Source organism: Bradyrhizobium sp. U531 (assembly GCF_051710265.1).
Lineage (GTDB): Bacteria > Pseudomonadota > Alphaproteobacteria > Rhizobiales > Xanthobacteraceae > Bradyrhizobium.
In genome coordinates, this window is record NZ_JASVEN010000003.1 from 290,833 (window position 1) to 304,928 (window position 14,096).

Consider the following 14,096-nt stretch of genomic DNA (forward strand, 5'->3'; position numbering starts at 1 on the left):
CACGACTTCGTTCGCAAATGCGGCCATGGACAGGTCCGGGCTCCAACGCGTCTTGAACTGGCTGATCGACGGGGCGAGGACCTCCGGGACGTCGGCCGATATGGTCGCCGCCGTCTGCGAGCAATTGGTCGATGCCGGGCTGCCGCTGGCGCGGTTCGGCATCTTCATCCGCACGCTGCATCCGGAAATTTTCGGCCGCAACTTCATCTGGCGCCAGGGCCAGAAGGTCGAAATGGGCACCGTCGATTTCGAGATCCTCGAGACGCCCGAATTTGCCCAAAGCCCGCTTCGCATCGTGTTCGAGCAGGGGATCGAGGTCAGGGGCCGCATGGACGACCCCGACAGCAGGCGGTTTCCCTTCCTCGACGACATGCGCGCCGAAGGCGTGACCGATTACATCGCAGTGCCGATGCCGTTTCTCGACGGCTCGATCCATGCGACGAGCTGGGTCACGCGTGATCCCGGCGGCTTCGGCGACGACGACATCGCAGCCATCAGGATGATCATGGGGCCGCTGGCGCGCGTCACCGAGATCATCAGCCTGCGCCGCACCGCCGAGATGCTGCTCGACACCTATGTCGGCAACCGCGCCGGCGCGCGCATCCTCGGCGGCCAGATCCGCCGCGGCCACAACGACACCATGCAGGCCGCGATCTGGCTGTCGGACCTGCGCGGCTTCACCGCGCTGTCGGACCGTCTGCCGCCCGAGACGGTGGTCGAGATCCTCAATCATTATTTCGACTGCCAGGTCACCGCGATCCGGGGCCATGGCGGCGAGGTACTGAAGTTCATGGGCGACGGCCTGCTCGCAGTGTTTCCGATCGACGAATATGTCGGCGATGCCGCGCATGTCTGCATGCGCGTGCTGGAAGCGGCGCGCGAGTCCCGTGCCAGCGTCGAGGCGCTGGCCTTTCCGGTTGGCGACGTGGTCGAGCGCTTCCGCTTCGGCGTCGCGCTGCATGTCGGCAACATCCTCTACGGCAATATCGGCGGTGGCAACCGGCTCGACTTCACCTGCATCGGCCCCGCCGTCAATCTCGCGGCCAGGCTCGAGAAGATCACGAGCCGCCTGGGACGGACGGTCGTCGCCTCCGAAGGCTTTGCCAAGGCTTGCCGCCACGACTGGCGCGAGCTCGGCGAGTTTCCGATCGCCGGATTTTCCAAGGCGCAGCGCGTCTACGGGCTCGGCGAGGAGACGCCCGCGGTGATGGCGTGACGCGCACCGATCCGAGGGGCATCCATCCCCGCAGGATGAAGCCTCATTCCTCCGGCTCTGTCGTGAACAGCAGCGGGTAGCCCTTGGTGCGGCCGGCGTCGGTGGCGCGCGTCGCCTTGGTCTCGGCGACGTCCTTGGTGAACACGGCGACGACGCAGGCCCCCAGCTTGTGCGCGGTGATCATCACCTTGTAGGCTTGGTCGTCCGTCATGCGGAATTCGGCCTTGAGGATCATCGTCACGAATTCGCGCGGCGTGTAGTTGTCGTTGATCAGGATGACCTTGTGCAGCTTCGGCCGCTCGACCTTGGTCCTGGTCCTGGTCTTCGGCTTGACGGTGTCGTTCATTCCGCCTCCTGGACGCGGCGGGGCGCGGTTCCCTGCCCGGAGCGATCAGCTCGCGGACTTCTCACCATATTGCAGAACCTGCACCTTCTCCAAGGTGATCAGCCCGCTCGACATCATGCCGTCCAGGATGGGCAGGAATGCGTTGATGTTGTCCTCGCTGTCGACGATCTCGATCAGCAGCGGCAGGTCTTCCGAAAGCCGCAGGATCTTCGAGGTGTGCAGCCGGCTCGACTTGCCGAAGCCCATGGGGCCGCGCAGCACGGTGGCGCCGGCGAGGTGCAGTTCGCGCGCCCGCGTCACGATCGCCTCATAGAGCGGCTTGCCGTCAAAATGGTCGCTCTCGCCGATAAAGATCCGGAGCGACACTGCCTGATTGGGAATTTGCATGATCAGCTCCTCGTCAAACGGTTGTAGCGGCTCGCCATCATATGGCCGGCCCATACCGACACCAGCCAGCAGATCACGGATGCCGCGATGTAGGCGAGCGCCGTGAATTTCATGCCGCCATGGACCAGGCGGAAGGTCTCGAGGCTGAAGGTCGAAAAGGTGGTGTAGCCGCCGCAGAAGCCGGTCATGACGAACTGCCGGTGCTCGGGCCGTGCCAGCATGCGGCCGTCGGGGCCGGTCAGCGTCGCGTAGAAGCCGATGATCAGTGAGCCCGTGGCGTTGATGAACAGCGTTGCGTAGGGAAAGCCCGGCCCGGTGTCGAGCGTCAGCCCGACGAGATAACGCGTCAGGCCGCCGACGATGCTGCCGGCAGCAACCCAGGCATAGAGCATCGCGGTGCGCCAGCGCTCGGCAGAGGAGGGCGAGTTCATCGGCCGCTAGCCTCCCAGACCATCGGCGAGGAGGAAGCCGCAACTGACGGCCGCGAGGCACAGCCCGACCGAAGCTGCGATATTGCCGAGCGCGTGCATGGGCTCGCCACTCCGCGCGAGTGTCAGCGTTTGCAGGCTGAACGAGGACACCGTGGTGTAGCAGCCGAGAAAACCGGTCACCGCGAACAGCCAGGGATTGGGCGCGGCGAAGACCGAGCCGGGATGGGTTGCCAGCGCGCCGAAGATTCCGATCAGGAAGGCACCGCTGACGTTGATCGTCATGGTGCCCCACGGAAAGGTTTCGCCCAGCCGCCGCGCGATTGTGCCGGAGACGAAATAACGCGCGCAGCCGCCCAGCGCGCTACCGATCACGATCGCGATTGTCCCGCTCAGCACGATGAAGTGTCCCCCGTCATCGCTTGTCCTCCGTGGCCAGTCCATTGCCGATCAAGAGCAGCCCCAGCAGCGAAATCAGCGCAAAGGCGAGGCCTGCAAGGAACGTTCCCGCCGGACCATAGCCATCCCACAGCGCGCCCGCGATCACGCTCGCGGCCAGCAAGGCAAGACCGGTGAACAGGTTGTAATAGCCGAACGCGGTGCCGCGCAGGCTGGGCGGCGCGGCGTCGGCGACGAGCGCCGAGAGCAGGCCTTGCGTCAGTCCCATATGCAGCCCCCACAGCACGACGCCGAGGGCGAGGCCTCCGAGGCTCGGCAGCAGCGCGAGCGCGAGATCGGCGCCGGCGAGGAAGACGAGGCCGACCGCGAGCAGAGCGGTGCGGTTGATCCGGTCCGACAGCACGCCGGCGGGATAGGCGGAGAGCGCATAGACGACGTTCATCAGCACCAGCACCGCCGGCACCCACATCGCATTGAGCCCGATGTTCTGCGCGCGCAGGATCAGGAAGGCTTCGCTGAAGCGTGCGAGCGTGAAGACGACGCCGAGGGCGACGACGCGCCAATAGACCGCGCCGAGCTGGCGCATCGCGGCGAGATTGAGCGGGTTCTTGGCGGGCTCCCGGCTCGGGTCCGGATCCGGCTCGCTCACGGCGAAGGTGATCAGGCCGAATGACAGGAAGGCCGGCAGCACGGCGAACCAGAAGACGAGGGCGAAATTGTCCGCCGTCCACCACATCAGGCCGATCGCCACCAGCGGCCCGATGAAGGCGCCGATGGTGTCGAGCGATTGGCGCAGGCCGAAGCTCGCCCCGCGCAGGCCGGCGGGAGCGATATCGGCGATCAGCGCATCGCGCGGCGCGCCGCGAATGCCCTTGCCGACGCGATCGACAAAGCGCGCGCCGACCAGCCATCCGACACTGGGCGCGAGCGGGAACAGCGGCTTGGTGAAGGCGGCGAGGCCATAGCCGAGGGCGGCGAGCAGCTTGCGCCGGCCGAGCCAGTCCGACAGCGCGCCGGAAAAGATCTTGGTGATCGAGGCCGTCGCTTCCGCGATACCTTCAATGAACCCAACGGTCAGCGTCGAAGCGCCGAGCACGGTGACGAGATAGACCGGCAGCAGCGCGTGGATCATCTCGGAGGAGATGTCCATCAGCATGGAAACGAAGCCGAGCACCCAGATCCCCTTGGGCAGCCCGCTCCGCGCAGCATTCGGTGTCGTCGTCGTCACGTTGTCGCCTTCTCTCCTTCTGGCCCTGTCGCCAGACAACAAAAAACCCGCCATAGGCGGGTTTGTCCATGCTCCCGCCGAAGGCAGAGGCCAACAATGCCCCTCCTCAAGCAGGAGTCATCAGCCCACTACGGTCCGGGATTCGATTGGCCGCCGGGCGGTTATCGGGGGACTCCATCCCCATCTGTGCGGCCAACCTAGCATGGAAATCGCACCGGACAAGTGGGCGAGGGAGTGTCTCCACATTGCGCAGCCGTCCCGCGAACGCGAGATTCTCAGGTGCGCAAGGGCGCACCGGGGTTCGATGCTGCGCATCGCCGCGGAATGAGTGTGCGAGAGATGGCGCCTGTTCCCGTGTCGGCGCGATGGCCGAACGACGGCAACGCGCAGCAGCGATGCACTCGAATGTGAAGCACAAGCGATCTTCCCGCTTTGCGGCAAGCCGATTGCATGTCACCATCGCGTCATACGACGGGAGACTGCGATGCGCATGCTGTTCTCGATCGGGGCTGTGCTGTTTGCCGGCATGTTTGCCGGAGGGGACGTCGCGGGCATCGCGGCACCGGGGCCGAAATTCGAACCACCCAAACATCAACCGCAGCGGTTGGCGGCCGACAGAGATGCGCAGACGGTCGATGTCGAGCTGGTCCTCGCGGTCGACGTATCCTACTCCATGGACATGGACGAGCTCGCGATCCAGCGCGAGGGCTATGCGCAGGCGATCCAGTCGAAGGAGTTTCTCCAGGCGCTCAAGCTCGGTCCGAACGGCCGGATCGCGGTGACCTATTTCGAATGGGCCGCATCGAGCGACCAGAAGATCATCATTCCCTGGCGGCTGGTCGATGGCCCCGAGACGGCTGATGCCGTCGCCGCCGAGATCATGAAGACGCCGATCCGGCGCGCCTCGCGGACATCGATTTCCGGCGCGATCATGTTCGCGATGCCGCTGTTCGACGAAGATCCCTATCGGGGCCTGCGCCGCGTCATCGACATTTCCGGCGACGGTCCCAACAACAATGGCGGTCCGGTCACCGTGGCGCGCGACGCCGCGCTGGAGAAGGGGATCGTCATCAACGGCCTGCCGATCATGGTGAAGGAGCCGTCCTATTCGACCATGGATATCGACAACCTCGATTTCTATTACGAGGACTGCGTGGTCGGCGGTCCCGGATCCTTCGTCATCACGATCAAGGACCGCGACAAGTTCAAGGAGGCCATCCGCACCAAGTTGCTGATGGAGGTCGCCGGCCGCATGCCCGAGCGTCCGGTGATGCGCGTCGCCGACAAGGAGCCGCGCGTCAACTGCCTGATCGGCGAGAAGATCTGGTCGGATCGCTGGGGACGCTAGGGCGTGATCCCAAAAAGCGCGCGAGGCGGTCGCTCGAAGCTCGGGCCCGACGGTTCCCACGCCGGCTGAGACCTTTTGCCCGCCCGGTCCCTGTTCGAACTTAACCGCTCGTTAACCGGTGCATGGCCCTAATCGCATGGTTTCTGTTCGTTTCCTGTCGGCATCCTGACATTGCCGGAGTGAACGAGAGCGGGTTTGTCAGGCCCGTCCGAGCAATCCAATGGCCATCGTCTCATCGACCACCAACCAGATTTCACCCGCCAACGAGCGCCTGTATCATCAGAGCGCTCTGGTCGGCGACTGGAAGGGCAATTGGGTGGGCAACGGCAATCAGCCCGTCGGCTTCAAGGTCGTGAACATCCGCGGCGCCCGGGCACAGGTCGAGTACACCCATAACGGGCACACCGAACGTGGCTTTGCCGAGGTCCAGGGCACGCTCATCACCTACGGCGGGGTGACGGTCGGTACCAAGGACGGCAAGAACATGGTGATGCTGTTCTCCTTCGGCGGCGCCGGCAAGCAGACCGCCAATCTCGAGAAGCAGGATCCGCCGGCTTCCGACAGCCGTCTCATGGGAAGCTGGGGCGGTTACTCTCCCGACAATGGCAAGAGCGCGAGCTTCAAGGTGCTGGCCGTCAATGGCAAGGAAGCGCAGGTCAGCGTCACCACCGACGGCGTCACCCGCCAGGGCACCGGCTACGTCTACAAGAACGTCATCATGTTCGGGCAGGCGCAGATCGCCACCGATGACGGGCAGAACGGCAAGATCATCTACCAGGTCGGCACCAAATCCTTCGTGGTCCCGGTGACCAAATATCCGCCGGCCGATACGTCCTCCTCGGTGGACCGGACGGCCTGAAGGCGGACCTTCGCCGGTCTCCCAATCACCGGTTCGGCGGGCGTTTCTCCACGAAGGCTCTCAAGCGTTCCTGCGCCTCATCCAGCGTCGCGACATTGCAGAAATCGTCCACGGCGCTCGCGATGCTGCGTCGATAGTCGAGATCGATCTGGCGCATGAAGGCGGCACGGCCCATCCGCAGCACGGCCGCCGGCTTGGCGGAGAATTGCGCGGCAAGCTTCAGCACCTCCGCCTCGAGCTCGGTATCTGCGACGACGCGGTTCACCACGCCGAGCTCGCGCGCTTCCTCGGCGCTGAAGACCCGGCCGGTGAACAGCAGCTCGAAGGCACGATGACGTCCGACGATGCGCGGCAGATGTGCGTAATGGATCGCGGGAATGACGCCGACGTCGATCTCGGGATAGCCGAACGTCGCGCTTTCTGCCGCCAGCACCACATCGCAGGACACCGCCATGGTCATGCCGCCACCACGTGCCGCGCCGCCGACCGCGGCGATCGACGGCTTTCCCAGCGCGTACTGGGCATCGTAGAGGTCGATATAGAGCGCCTGAAGGAATTCGCGGATCTCGGCGCCGGACTTGCCGAGCAGGATGTCGAGATCGAGGCCCGCCGAAAAGCGCTTTGCAATGGCGCTCGCCAGCACGACGACGCGCGCGCCGTCATCGCTTGTAGCGCGGCGGAAGGCGGCGACCACGTCGCGGATCATCTCAAGGCTGAGCGCGTTGACGGGCGGCCGACGCAGCGTGATGCGGGCGATGTCGTCGAGACGTTCATATGCGACCGGGCCGTCGGATGTCACCACGTTCTCCATGCTTTCATTGACACAACGTCTGCAACTGGCGCTCGATCTGGCGCAAGGCTTCACAGGCCGGCGCGAGGGCGCCATCGCCGATCAGCCGCCAAACATCGTCCGTCCGCTCCGCCAGATGCGGGATTGTGAGCGGAAAGTGCGCCGCTTCCTGAAGCGCGCTCTTTTCGTTGATCAGATAGCGTTCGTTGAGCGCGAACAGCACCTGCGCGATGCAGGCGAGCGATCTGTAGAGCGATCCCGCGACATGGGTGCGTCCATCGCGAGCAACGGCGAGCTCGGCGTTCTCGATGCCGAACAGGATCTCCCACCGGAAGCGCTGGATCAGGGCGGCGCGCAACGGGCCGGGATAGGGCAGGGCGATCGATTTCAGCCGGGCGATCAGGCCCTGCGGATCGTGCAGCGGCTGGCAATACGCCACCTCGCCCATCCAGATCGCCGAGCAGAAGCCGTGGGGATGGCCGGGCTGATAATCCATGGTGATGAGGCCGGCGCGGCAGGACTGCATCACGGCTTCGACCGCATCGGCGTTGCGATAGAGCAGGTCGACCTTGCGGCCCTGCACCGAGAGCCAGGCGCCGCCGACGATCCACGGTCCCCATTCGCCGATCGGCGTCACGGTCGTGGAGGCGGGATCGTCGGCGATCTCCTTCGCCGCCGCCAGCAGCCGCCCGGTGTCGAGCGGGCTCGCACCGGCGAAGTAGAGCCCGAGATCGTAGTCGGAGGTGGAATGCGCGCTGCCCCGCGCCCGCGAGCCGCCGAGCACGATGGCCGCGACGCCCGGCACTCCGCCGAAAGCGGATGTCAGGCGCGCGAGCAAGGGATCGAGCGGCATCGGCGGTGTGGCCCCACTACTTCGCCGCGAGCGGCGGCAGTGAAGGGACGCTGTCGTTCGGAGCTTCCGCCTGCATCGTGATCAGCGTCATCGAGACCAGGTCGTAATAGCCAATCAGGCCGATGATATCCATGATGCCGCGCTCGCCGAATTTCTGCTGCGCGGCGCGATAGACGTCGTCGGACACCTTCTTGTCGCGATAGAGCGCCATCGCAAGATCATAGAGCGCGGCCTCGTCGTCCTTCATCGTCTGCGGCCGTACGCCGTTGGCGATGTCCTTGGCGACCTGCGGATCGAGGCCGGCCTTCATCGCCAGCGGATAATGCGCGAACCATTCATATTGCGCCGTCCATTGCCTTGCGGTGATCAGGATCGCGAGCTCGCTGAGGCGCGCCGGCAACGACGAATTCCAGCGCAGATAGTCCGACATCGCCGAGAGCTTCGGCGCGAGCTCGGGATTGCGGATGTAGGCGCGATAGGGCGGGTTGGTGAACTTGGCGTTGCGCGGCGGCACCGCGATCGCATCCGCCCATTCCTTCTGCGGCGGCGTGAGCTCGTCCGCCTTCAGCGGCACGAAGCGGGTTGGTTCGGCGGCGCGGACCGCGCCCGAGGCCGCCAAAGCGAACAGCACCGCCAGCGTCAGACCAGGATATCTCATTGTAGTCTCCCCATTCCGGCGGACTTGCGCCGCCTTGTGTGAGGATCAGCTTACGTTGCGGCGCGACCCGTGCAAGACCTCGGGCGCGCATGCTAGACTGCGCGGGAGAGATTGCTCGCGATGGAGAGGACAAATGGCCGACGAACATCCCATGATGGCCGGCTCCGCCACCGTCTTCGTCGTCTCGGACATGGCCGCGAGCCTCGTCTATTACCGCGACGTGCTCGGCTTCGAGGTCACCTTCGAATACGGTCAGCCTGCGTCCTATGCCTGCCTTTGCCGCGACGAGGTCGCCCTGCATCTGCTCGCCTCCGCTGCCACCAAGCGGCTGCCCGGACAAGGCGGTCTCTGCATCTTCGTCACCGACGTCGACAAGATCCATGCGGAGGTGACGGGACGCGGCGCCCGGGCCATCAATCGGCCGGAGGACCGCGATTACGGCATGCGCGATTTCGACGTCGTCGATGCCGACGGCAATCAGCTCACATTCGGCATGGGTATCCCGGAACCCGGGTGAGACGCAGCCGGCGCGGTCTCGCTGGCATTCCTCCTCCCGGGAGGGTATGATTTACGAGGTTTTCGAAGGTTACCTGAATGTCCCGCCTTGCAATTTCATGCGGTCTTGCAGCTCTCTTTGCCGTGCTCGGCCTCGGCGGAACGCCCGCCGCTGCGCAGGTTGCGCCGCTGCAATATTTCATACCGGGCGGACCGTTCGGCTTCGGCGGCAGCGACGGCCAGAACTCCGATCTCTACGGCAATTTTTCGAGCTTCAATGCCGGCGAGGTGGGCGGGCGTACCAATTTTGCGAACGGCTTCTTCGTCGGCAGCCAGCGCGGCAATCTCAATTGGAGCGGCCTCAGCCAGACCGGATTCGGTCAGTCCGGACTAGCCGGCAATTTCAGCGCGCTCTCCTATGACAGCACGCAGTTCGGCTACACGACCAAGACCGCGGGCGGCTTGCCTGTCACGTTCTTCGCCGGTGTGGATACGCTGAAATATGGCAACGGCATCGGCAGCTCGGTTGGGCCGCTGACCTCAGGTACGGCGCCCGGCACCAGCGCCTTTGCAGGCATCGAGTTCAAGCCGACCTCCAATCTCAGCTTGTCGTTCGGCGCCGGCGTGATCCAGCAGGACTCCGGCCGCATGGACAGCGATATCCGTTCGAACATGCTGCCCGGCGAGTCGCCGGCCCTCAGCGGGCTTCGGCGTTAGGCTCGCATCACCGCGTCCGGCGGACGCCGGGGCGATCTCGGCAGGTCCGGACCTGCTCCGAAGCGCATCACGATGTCGGGGCGGCGACCGCCGAGATCGAGCGAGGCCGCAAATTGCGGCCTCAGTGCTGCCACCTCGACCGGCTGGTTGACGAAGGAATATTTGAGCCCCAGCGCGGTCGCCTGCAAACCGAAGCGCTGGCAGGCGCGGCCGACCGCAATCCAGTGCGATTTGTCGCTGCGATCGGCGGCGAGCACCATGATGCCCGCCGAGCTGGCGAGCTGTTCGCGATACTTTTTGTTCTCGCCGCTCTCGGTGAAGAAGAGGTTCAGCAGCGGCCGCGCCAGCCATGACGGCAGGGAGGGATTTCCCGAGGCGGGCGCGAACAGCCCGTCCATGGTCGCAAGTGCCTCCGCCTCGTTGAAGCGAATCCAGCTCACGAGCTCGCGCATGAAGGCCCTGTCGCGCATTTGCGCCGAATTGCCGGCGAGGACGTAGTCGGTGACGCCGGCGATCGCGGTGCGCTCGGTCAGCAGGATGGCCGTGACATCAGGTTCGCGGCAGGCATCTTCGAGCCGGCGCAAAATCTCTGGCGCGACCGGCTTGCCGTCGTATGTCGCGCGGGTGCATTGCCGGGCTGGAATTGCGGCCGCCAACGCCCAGGTGACAGGCGGCGCCTCCTCGAGCGTGATCACGATCCGGTCGCCGTCGATCACAGGAGTGGCGCGCCAGCCCAGCGTGGATGCCGCGAGGATGAGGTTTTCGGCGGCGCAGCCGAGACTGACGAACAGGTGATGATCGTCGGGATCGACGGCCGGGCAACGGCGCGCGAAGTCGGGGGCAATCGCGATTTCGTTGCCGTGGGCGGAGAAGATCCACGGTTGGGTGTTGTGGCTGTTGGACGCGAGCGTCGCAAAACGCACGAGTTCGCGGTCCCTCGTCCCGGCCCGCAGCGGAGCGCGCGATGCCGCCACGGCCTCTTCGAAGGTCATCGTTGCCCCTGCTGCGGGGACTCCGCTGATCGCAGCCGCGGACAAACCGAGCGTGGTTGCGATGAGCTGTCGTCGGTTAATCACAAGCGTCCGCTCCGTGCCCTCGTGCAGGTAGCGTTTAGCAGCAACGGTCTTCAGAACGATTGACCGGAATCAAGCTCGGATGACGGATCCAAACGATGCTGGTTTTGACATCACGACAAGCCCGCGACCAGCGGCCGTTGCAGGTGCCGGGCCATCAGCTGGGCCGCCTCCGTGTAGCGTCGCGTTTCCAGAACGTCGAGCAGGCGCAGATGCTCGCGCACGTGCCGCCGCATGCCGTCACGGTCGGCGAAGCTGCGATAGGCGAACAGGCGTCTGATCGAGTTCACGCGCTTGAGCGCTTCGAGAAAGAAGGGATTGCCGGCGCCGCGGATGATGTCCTCGTGGAATTCGCAGCCGGACTGGAAGATCTCGCCGATCGTCATCTTCTCGATCTCGCCCTCGAACACGCGCAGCTGGCGCTCGCGCAGGCGCACGATCACGTCCTGCGACAGCGCGAAGCCGGGCTGTGCGATCGCCGCAGGCTCGATCACCGCGCGAAATGCCTTGGCCTGCGCCTGGGCTTCGGGACTCGAGACCGTCTCCGCAAAACGCCAGCCATAGCCCGGCAGACGCGCGATCCAGCCTTCGGCGGCGATCCGGTCCAGCAGCCGCTGCAGTTCTGCGCGCGTGACGTCGTAGCGGCGCATCAACTCCGCTTCGGTGACGTCGGTCGGCAACCGTGTCGCGAGCACGTCGCCGGCGACCGACGTATAGACCTGCTCGCTGCGCCTGACCGCCGCGAGCGCGGGTTGGGCCGCGCCGCTGGTCGGATTCTTTGCCAGCACGAAGCCGCGATGGGACTCGCCGCGCGCCAGCCCCGCTGCTTCCAGCGCCTTCAGGCCGAGCCGGATCGGCGCGCGTGAAAGGTCGAGCGCATCCGCAAGCTTTTGCTCGATCAGGCGGTCTCCGGCCTTCATGCCGTCGCGCCGGGCGAGGGCCATGATCAGGCCGGCGAGGTGCTCGGCGCGTTCGGAACCGATCTTGTCGCTGCGTTGTCGGGAACTGTCGGATGCGCTCATTGCAGTGCACGCAAGTTTTAGGGCTTGACAGACTGTCCCACGGATTGTTCTTTTAAGCAACAATATACAATCGACCAGGGAGAGAGCCCGATGGCGTCCGCGCCCGATGTCTACATTTGCGAGGTCGCTCCCCGCGATGGCCTCCAGAACCTGGACATCTTCGTTCCGACCGAGGCCAAATGCGCGCTGATCGACACGATCGCCGCCGCCGGCGTCCGCGAGATCGACGCCGGATCGTTCGTTCCGCCAAAGGTCGTGCCGCAGTTCGCCGACGTTGACGCCGTCATGGCCCATGCGCTGACGCACAAATCTGCGACCATCGGCGCGCTGGTGCCGAACCCGAAGGGCGCCGAGCGCGCCATCGCGGCAGGCGTCAATGCCGTCTATTTCGTCATCTCGGCGAGCGAGACGCACAACCAGGCCAATGTCCGCCGCACGGTCGACGAGCAGCTCGAGGGATTTCGCGCCGTCCGCGCCGCGATCGACGCCCGGCCCGCGGGCCAGCGGCCGCAATTGATGGGAGCGATCTCGACCTCGTTCGGCTGCTCACTGGAAGGCGAGGTGAGCGAAGCCGCGGTGTGTCGCGTCGCGCGCGCATTTGCCGAAGCCCGCGCCGACGAGATCGGGCTTGCCGACACCGTCGGCTATGCGACGCCCAAATCGATCGGTGGGATCGTCACGGCCGTGCGGCGCGAGATCGGATCGCAAATGACTCTGCGGCTGCATCTGCACGACACGCTTGGCGCCGGCCTTGCCAATGCCGTCGCGGGCCTGGAAGCCGGCATCCGCCGCTTCGACGCCGCGGTGTCCGGGCTCGGGGGCTGCCCCTTCGCACCCGGGGCACGCGGCAACATCGTCACCGAGGACCTCGTGTTCATGCTGGAGCGGATGGGATTGTCCACCGGCATCGACCTCGACCGCCTGATGCAGACGCGCGAGATTCTCGCACGCCATATCCCCGCAAAGCACTTGACCGGCCATCTGCACGAAGCCGGCGTCCCCAAAGTCCTGCGGAGCGCGGCATGATTTCGGCTGCGCGTGAGGCGGCATCGGAGCTTCGTCCGCTGGCCGGGCTTCGGGTGATCGAGTTCAGCCAGATGGTGATGGGGCCGAGCTGCGGCCTGATCCTCGCCGATCTCGGCGCCGACGTGATCAAGGTCGAGCCGCCCAAGGGCGACCGCACCCGCACCTTCAAGGGGCCTGCCGCCGGCTTCTTCGCCACCTACAGCCGCAACAAGCGCAGCATCGCGCTGGATACGAATACGGCCGAAGGCCAGGGCGTCGCACGCAGGCTGATCGAGAACAGCGACGTCTTGATCGAGAACTTCCGCCCCGGCCTGCTGAAGCGGATCGGCCTCGACTATGAGAGCGTCGCGGCCTTCGCGCCGCGCCTGATCTATTGCTCGCTCAAGGGCTACTTGCCCGGGCCTTACGAGAACCGCCTCGCGCTCGACGAGGTCGTGCAGATGATGGGCGGTCTCGCCTACATGACCGGCTTGCCCGATCGTCCGATGCGGGCGGGGGCCTCGGTCAACGACGTCATGGGCGGCATGTTCGGCGTGATCGCGATCCAGGCGGCGCTCGCCGAACGGCAGCGCACTGCCCGGGGCCGCTACATCCAGAGCGCGCTGTACGAGAACAACGTGTTCCTGATGGCGCAGGCCATGATGTGCGAGGTGGTCAGCGGCCAGCCTTCGATCCCGTATTCGATCAAGGACAGCCCATGGCCGGTCTACGATCTCTTTGACACCAGGGACGGCTCGAAACTGTTCGTCACCATCGTCGGCGAGGAGCAATGGGCGGCGTTCTGCCGCGCCTTCGATCGCGAAGCCTGGCTCGTCGATCCGCGCTTTGCGACCAGCAACGACCGCGTCGATCATCGCAGCTGGCTGATCCCGGAGATCGCGAAGATATTCAGGCAATGGGACAAGGCCGATCTGGCCGCGCGTCTTGAGCAGCTCGATTTGCCCTACGCGCCGGTGAACAAGCCCGGCGATCTCTTCGATGATCCGCATCTGAACCAGTCGGGCGGCCTGACGGATATCCGGCTGCCCGACGGCAGGGAGGCCAGGACGCCGCTGCTGCCGATCTCGATGGACGGAAGGCGCCTGCCCAATCGCTACGATCCCCCCGGGATCGGCGAGCACAGCGGCGAGATCCTGCGCGAGATCGGCATGTCCGCGAACGACATCGAAGCGCTGCGAGCGGCGGGGACGATCAAGGTCGCGCCATCCTGACGGATCGGCATAACCGAACAAAACCAAGGGAGGGAGGAGC

17 protein-coding genes and 1 riboswitch are annotated in these 14,096 nt (G+C 65.4%); of the genes, 7 read left to right on the top strand and 10 right to left on the bottom strand.

Annotated features, from left to right (window positions below; translation table 11 throughout):
* Positions 1-25: 25 nt before the first annotated feature.
* Positions 26-1,216 (top strand): adenylate/guanylate cyclase domain-containing protein, encoded by a 1,191-nt coding sequence (locus QRQ56_RS17625; protein WP_438741816.1) that lies wholly within the window; start codon positions 26-28, stop codon positions 1,214-1,216.
* 43 nt (positions 1,217-1,259) lie between these two features.
* Here the strand turns inward: QRQ56_RS17625 and clpS are convergent, their stop codons facing one another.
* From clpS to QRQ56_RS17650, 5 genes are read right to left on the bottom strand one after another with little or no spacing between them, the layout of a single operon-like run.
* Positions 1,260-1,562: an ATP-dependent Clp protease adapter ClpS gene (clpS, locus tag QRQ56_RS17630; protein ID WP_438741817.1), complete on the bottom strand. Its 303-nt coding sequence runs from the start codon at positions 1,560-1,562 to the stop codon at positions 1,260-1,262.
* 45 nt (positions 1,563-1,607) lie between these two features.
* Positions 1,608-1,949, bottom strand: coding sequence for a DUF190 domain-containing protein (locus QRQ56_RS17635; RefSeq protein ID WP_438741818.1), 342 nt, complete (start codon positions 1,947-1,949; stop codon positions 1,608-1,610).
* A gap of 2 nt (positions 1,950-1,951) precedes the next feature.
* Positions 1,952-2,380, bottom strand: a complete 429-nt coding sequence (crcB, locus tag QRQ56_RS17640) for a fluoride efflux transporter CrcB (protein ID WP_438741819.1) — start codon at positions 2,378-2,380, stop codon at positions 1,952-1,954.
* A 6-nt stretch (positions 2,381-2,386) separates the two neighbouring features.
* A complete protein-coding gene (gene crcB / locus QRQ56_RS17645; protein WP_438741820.1) occupies positions 2,387-2,821 on the bottom strand; it encodes a fluoride efflux transporter CrcB in 435 nt (144 codons plus the stop codon).
* On the bottom strand, positions 2,793-4,004 hold the full coding sequence (locus QRQ56_RS17650) for an MFS transporter (protein ID WP_438741821.1): 1,212 nt from the start codon (positions 4,002-4,004) through the stop codon (positions 2,793-2,795). The genes crcB (QRQ56_RS17645) and QRQ56_RS17650 overlap by 29 nt, the downstream gene beginning before the upstream one ends.
* 104 nt (positions 4,005-4,108) lie before the next feature.
* A riboswitch (Fluoride riboswitch) is annotated at positions 4,109-4,195 on the bottom strand.
* A gap of 293 nt (positions 4,196-4,488) precedes the next feature.
* On the opposite strand from QRQ56_RS17650, the gene QRQ56_RS17655 reads away from it, so the two are divergent.
* Both QRQ56_RS17655 and QRQ56_RS17660 read left to right on the top strand, forming a co-directional pair.
* On the top strand, positions 4,489-5,352 hold the full coding sequence (locus QRQ56_RS17655) for a DUF1194 domain-containing protein (protein WP_438741823.1): 864 nt from the start codon (positions 4,489-4,491) through the stop codon (positions 5,350-5,352).
* 220 nt (positions 5,353-5,572) lie between these two features.
* Entirely contained in the window at positions 5,573-6,211 is a 639-nt protein-coding gene (locus tag QRQ56_RS17660; protein WP_438741824.1) for a hypothetical protein, read from the top strand.
* 25 nt (positions 6,212-6,236) lie between these two features.
* On the opposite strand, the gene QRQ56_RS17665 is transcribed toward QRQ56_RS17660, so the two are convergent.
* Genes QRQ56_RS17665 through QRQ56_RS17675 form a run of 3 tightly spaced genes read right to left on the bottom strand, consistent with a single transcriptional unit; the run spans position 6,237 to position 8,512 of the window.
* Positions 6,237-7,010, bottom strand: a complete 774-nt coding sequence (locus QRQ56_RS17665) for an enoyl-CoA hydratase/isomerase family protein (RefSeq protein ID WP_438741825.1) — start codon at positions 7,008-7,010, stop codon at positions 6,237-6,239.
* A 16-nt stretch (positions 7,011-7,026) separates the two neighbouring features.
* Positions 7,027-7,854 (bottom strand): nucleotidyltransferase domain-containing protein, encoded by an 828-nt coding sequence (locus QRQ56_RS17670; RefSeq protein ID WP_438741826.1) that lies wholly within the window; start codon positions 7,852-7,854, stop codon positions 7,027-7,029.
* A 16-nt stretch (positions 7,855-7,870) separates the two neighbouring features.
* The gene (locus QRQ56_RS17675) at positions 7,871-8,512 is read right to left on the bottom strand and encodes a carboxymuconolactone decarboxylase family protein (protein ID WP_438741827.1); all 642 of its coding nucleotides are present in this window, start codon (positions 8,510-8,512) and stop codon (positions 7,871-7,873) included.
* Between the two features lie 133 nt (positions 8,513-8,645).
* Here QRQ56_RS17675 and QRQ56_RS17680 point away from each other — a divergent pair, with 133 nt between their 5' ends.
* Both QRQ56_RS17680 and QRQ56_RS17685 read left to right on the top strand, forming a co-directional pair.
* Positions 8,646-9,029, top strand: coding sequence for a bleomycin resistance protein (locus QRQ56_RS17680; RefSeq protein ID WP_438741828.1), 384 nt, complete (start codon positions 8,646-8,648; stop codon positions 9,027-9,029).
* Between the two features lie 77 nt (positions 9,030-9,106).
* On the top strand, positions 9,107-9,724 hold the full coding sequence (locus QRQ56_RS17685; protein ID WP_438741829.1) for a hypothetical protein: 618 nt from the start codon (positions 9,107-9,109) through the stop codon (positions 9,722-9,724).
* Here QRQ56_RS17685 and QRQ56_RS17690 read toward each other — a convergent pair.
* Complete coding sequence (locus QRQ56_RS17690; RefSeq protein WP_438742335.1) at positions 9,721-10,797, bottom strand: Acg family FMN-binding oxidoreductase; 1,077 nt, start codon at positions 10,795-10,797, stop codon at positions 9,721-9,723. The genes QRQ56_RS17685 and QRQ56_RS17690 overlap by 4 nt on opposite strands.
* Before the next feature lie 113 nt (positions 10,798-10,910).
* Positions 10,911-11,819 (bottom strand): GntR family transcriptional regulator, encoded by a 909-nt coding sequence (locus QRQ56_RS17695; RefSeq protein ID WP_438741830.1) that lies wholly within the window; start codon positions 11,817-11,819, stop codon positions 10,911-10,913.
* A 90-nt stretch (positions 11,820-11,909) separates the two neighbouring features.
* Here QRQ56_RS17695 and QRQ56_RS17700 point away from each other — a divergent pair, with 90 nt between their 5' ends.
* Both QRQ56_RS17700 and QRQ56_RS17705 read left to right on the top strand, forming a co-directional pair.
* Positions 11,910-12,845, top strand: coding sequence for a hydroxymethylglutaryl-CoA lyase (locus QRQ56_RS17700; protein WP_438741831.1), 936 nt, complete (start codon positions 11,910-11,912; stop codon positions 12,843-12,845).
* Entirely contained in the window at positions 12,842-14,056 is a 1,215-nt protein-coding gene (locus tag QRQ56_RS17705; RefSeq protein ID WP_438741833.1) for a CaiB/BaiF CoA transferase family protein, read from the top strand. The genes QRQ56_RS17700 and QRQ56_RS17705 overlap by 4 nt, the downstream gene beginning before the upstream one ends.
* The last annotated feature ends 40 nt before the right edge of the window (positions 14,057-14,096 follow it).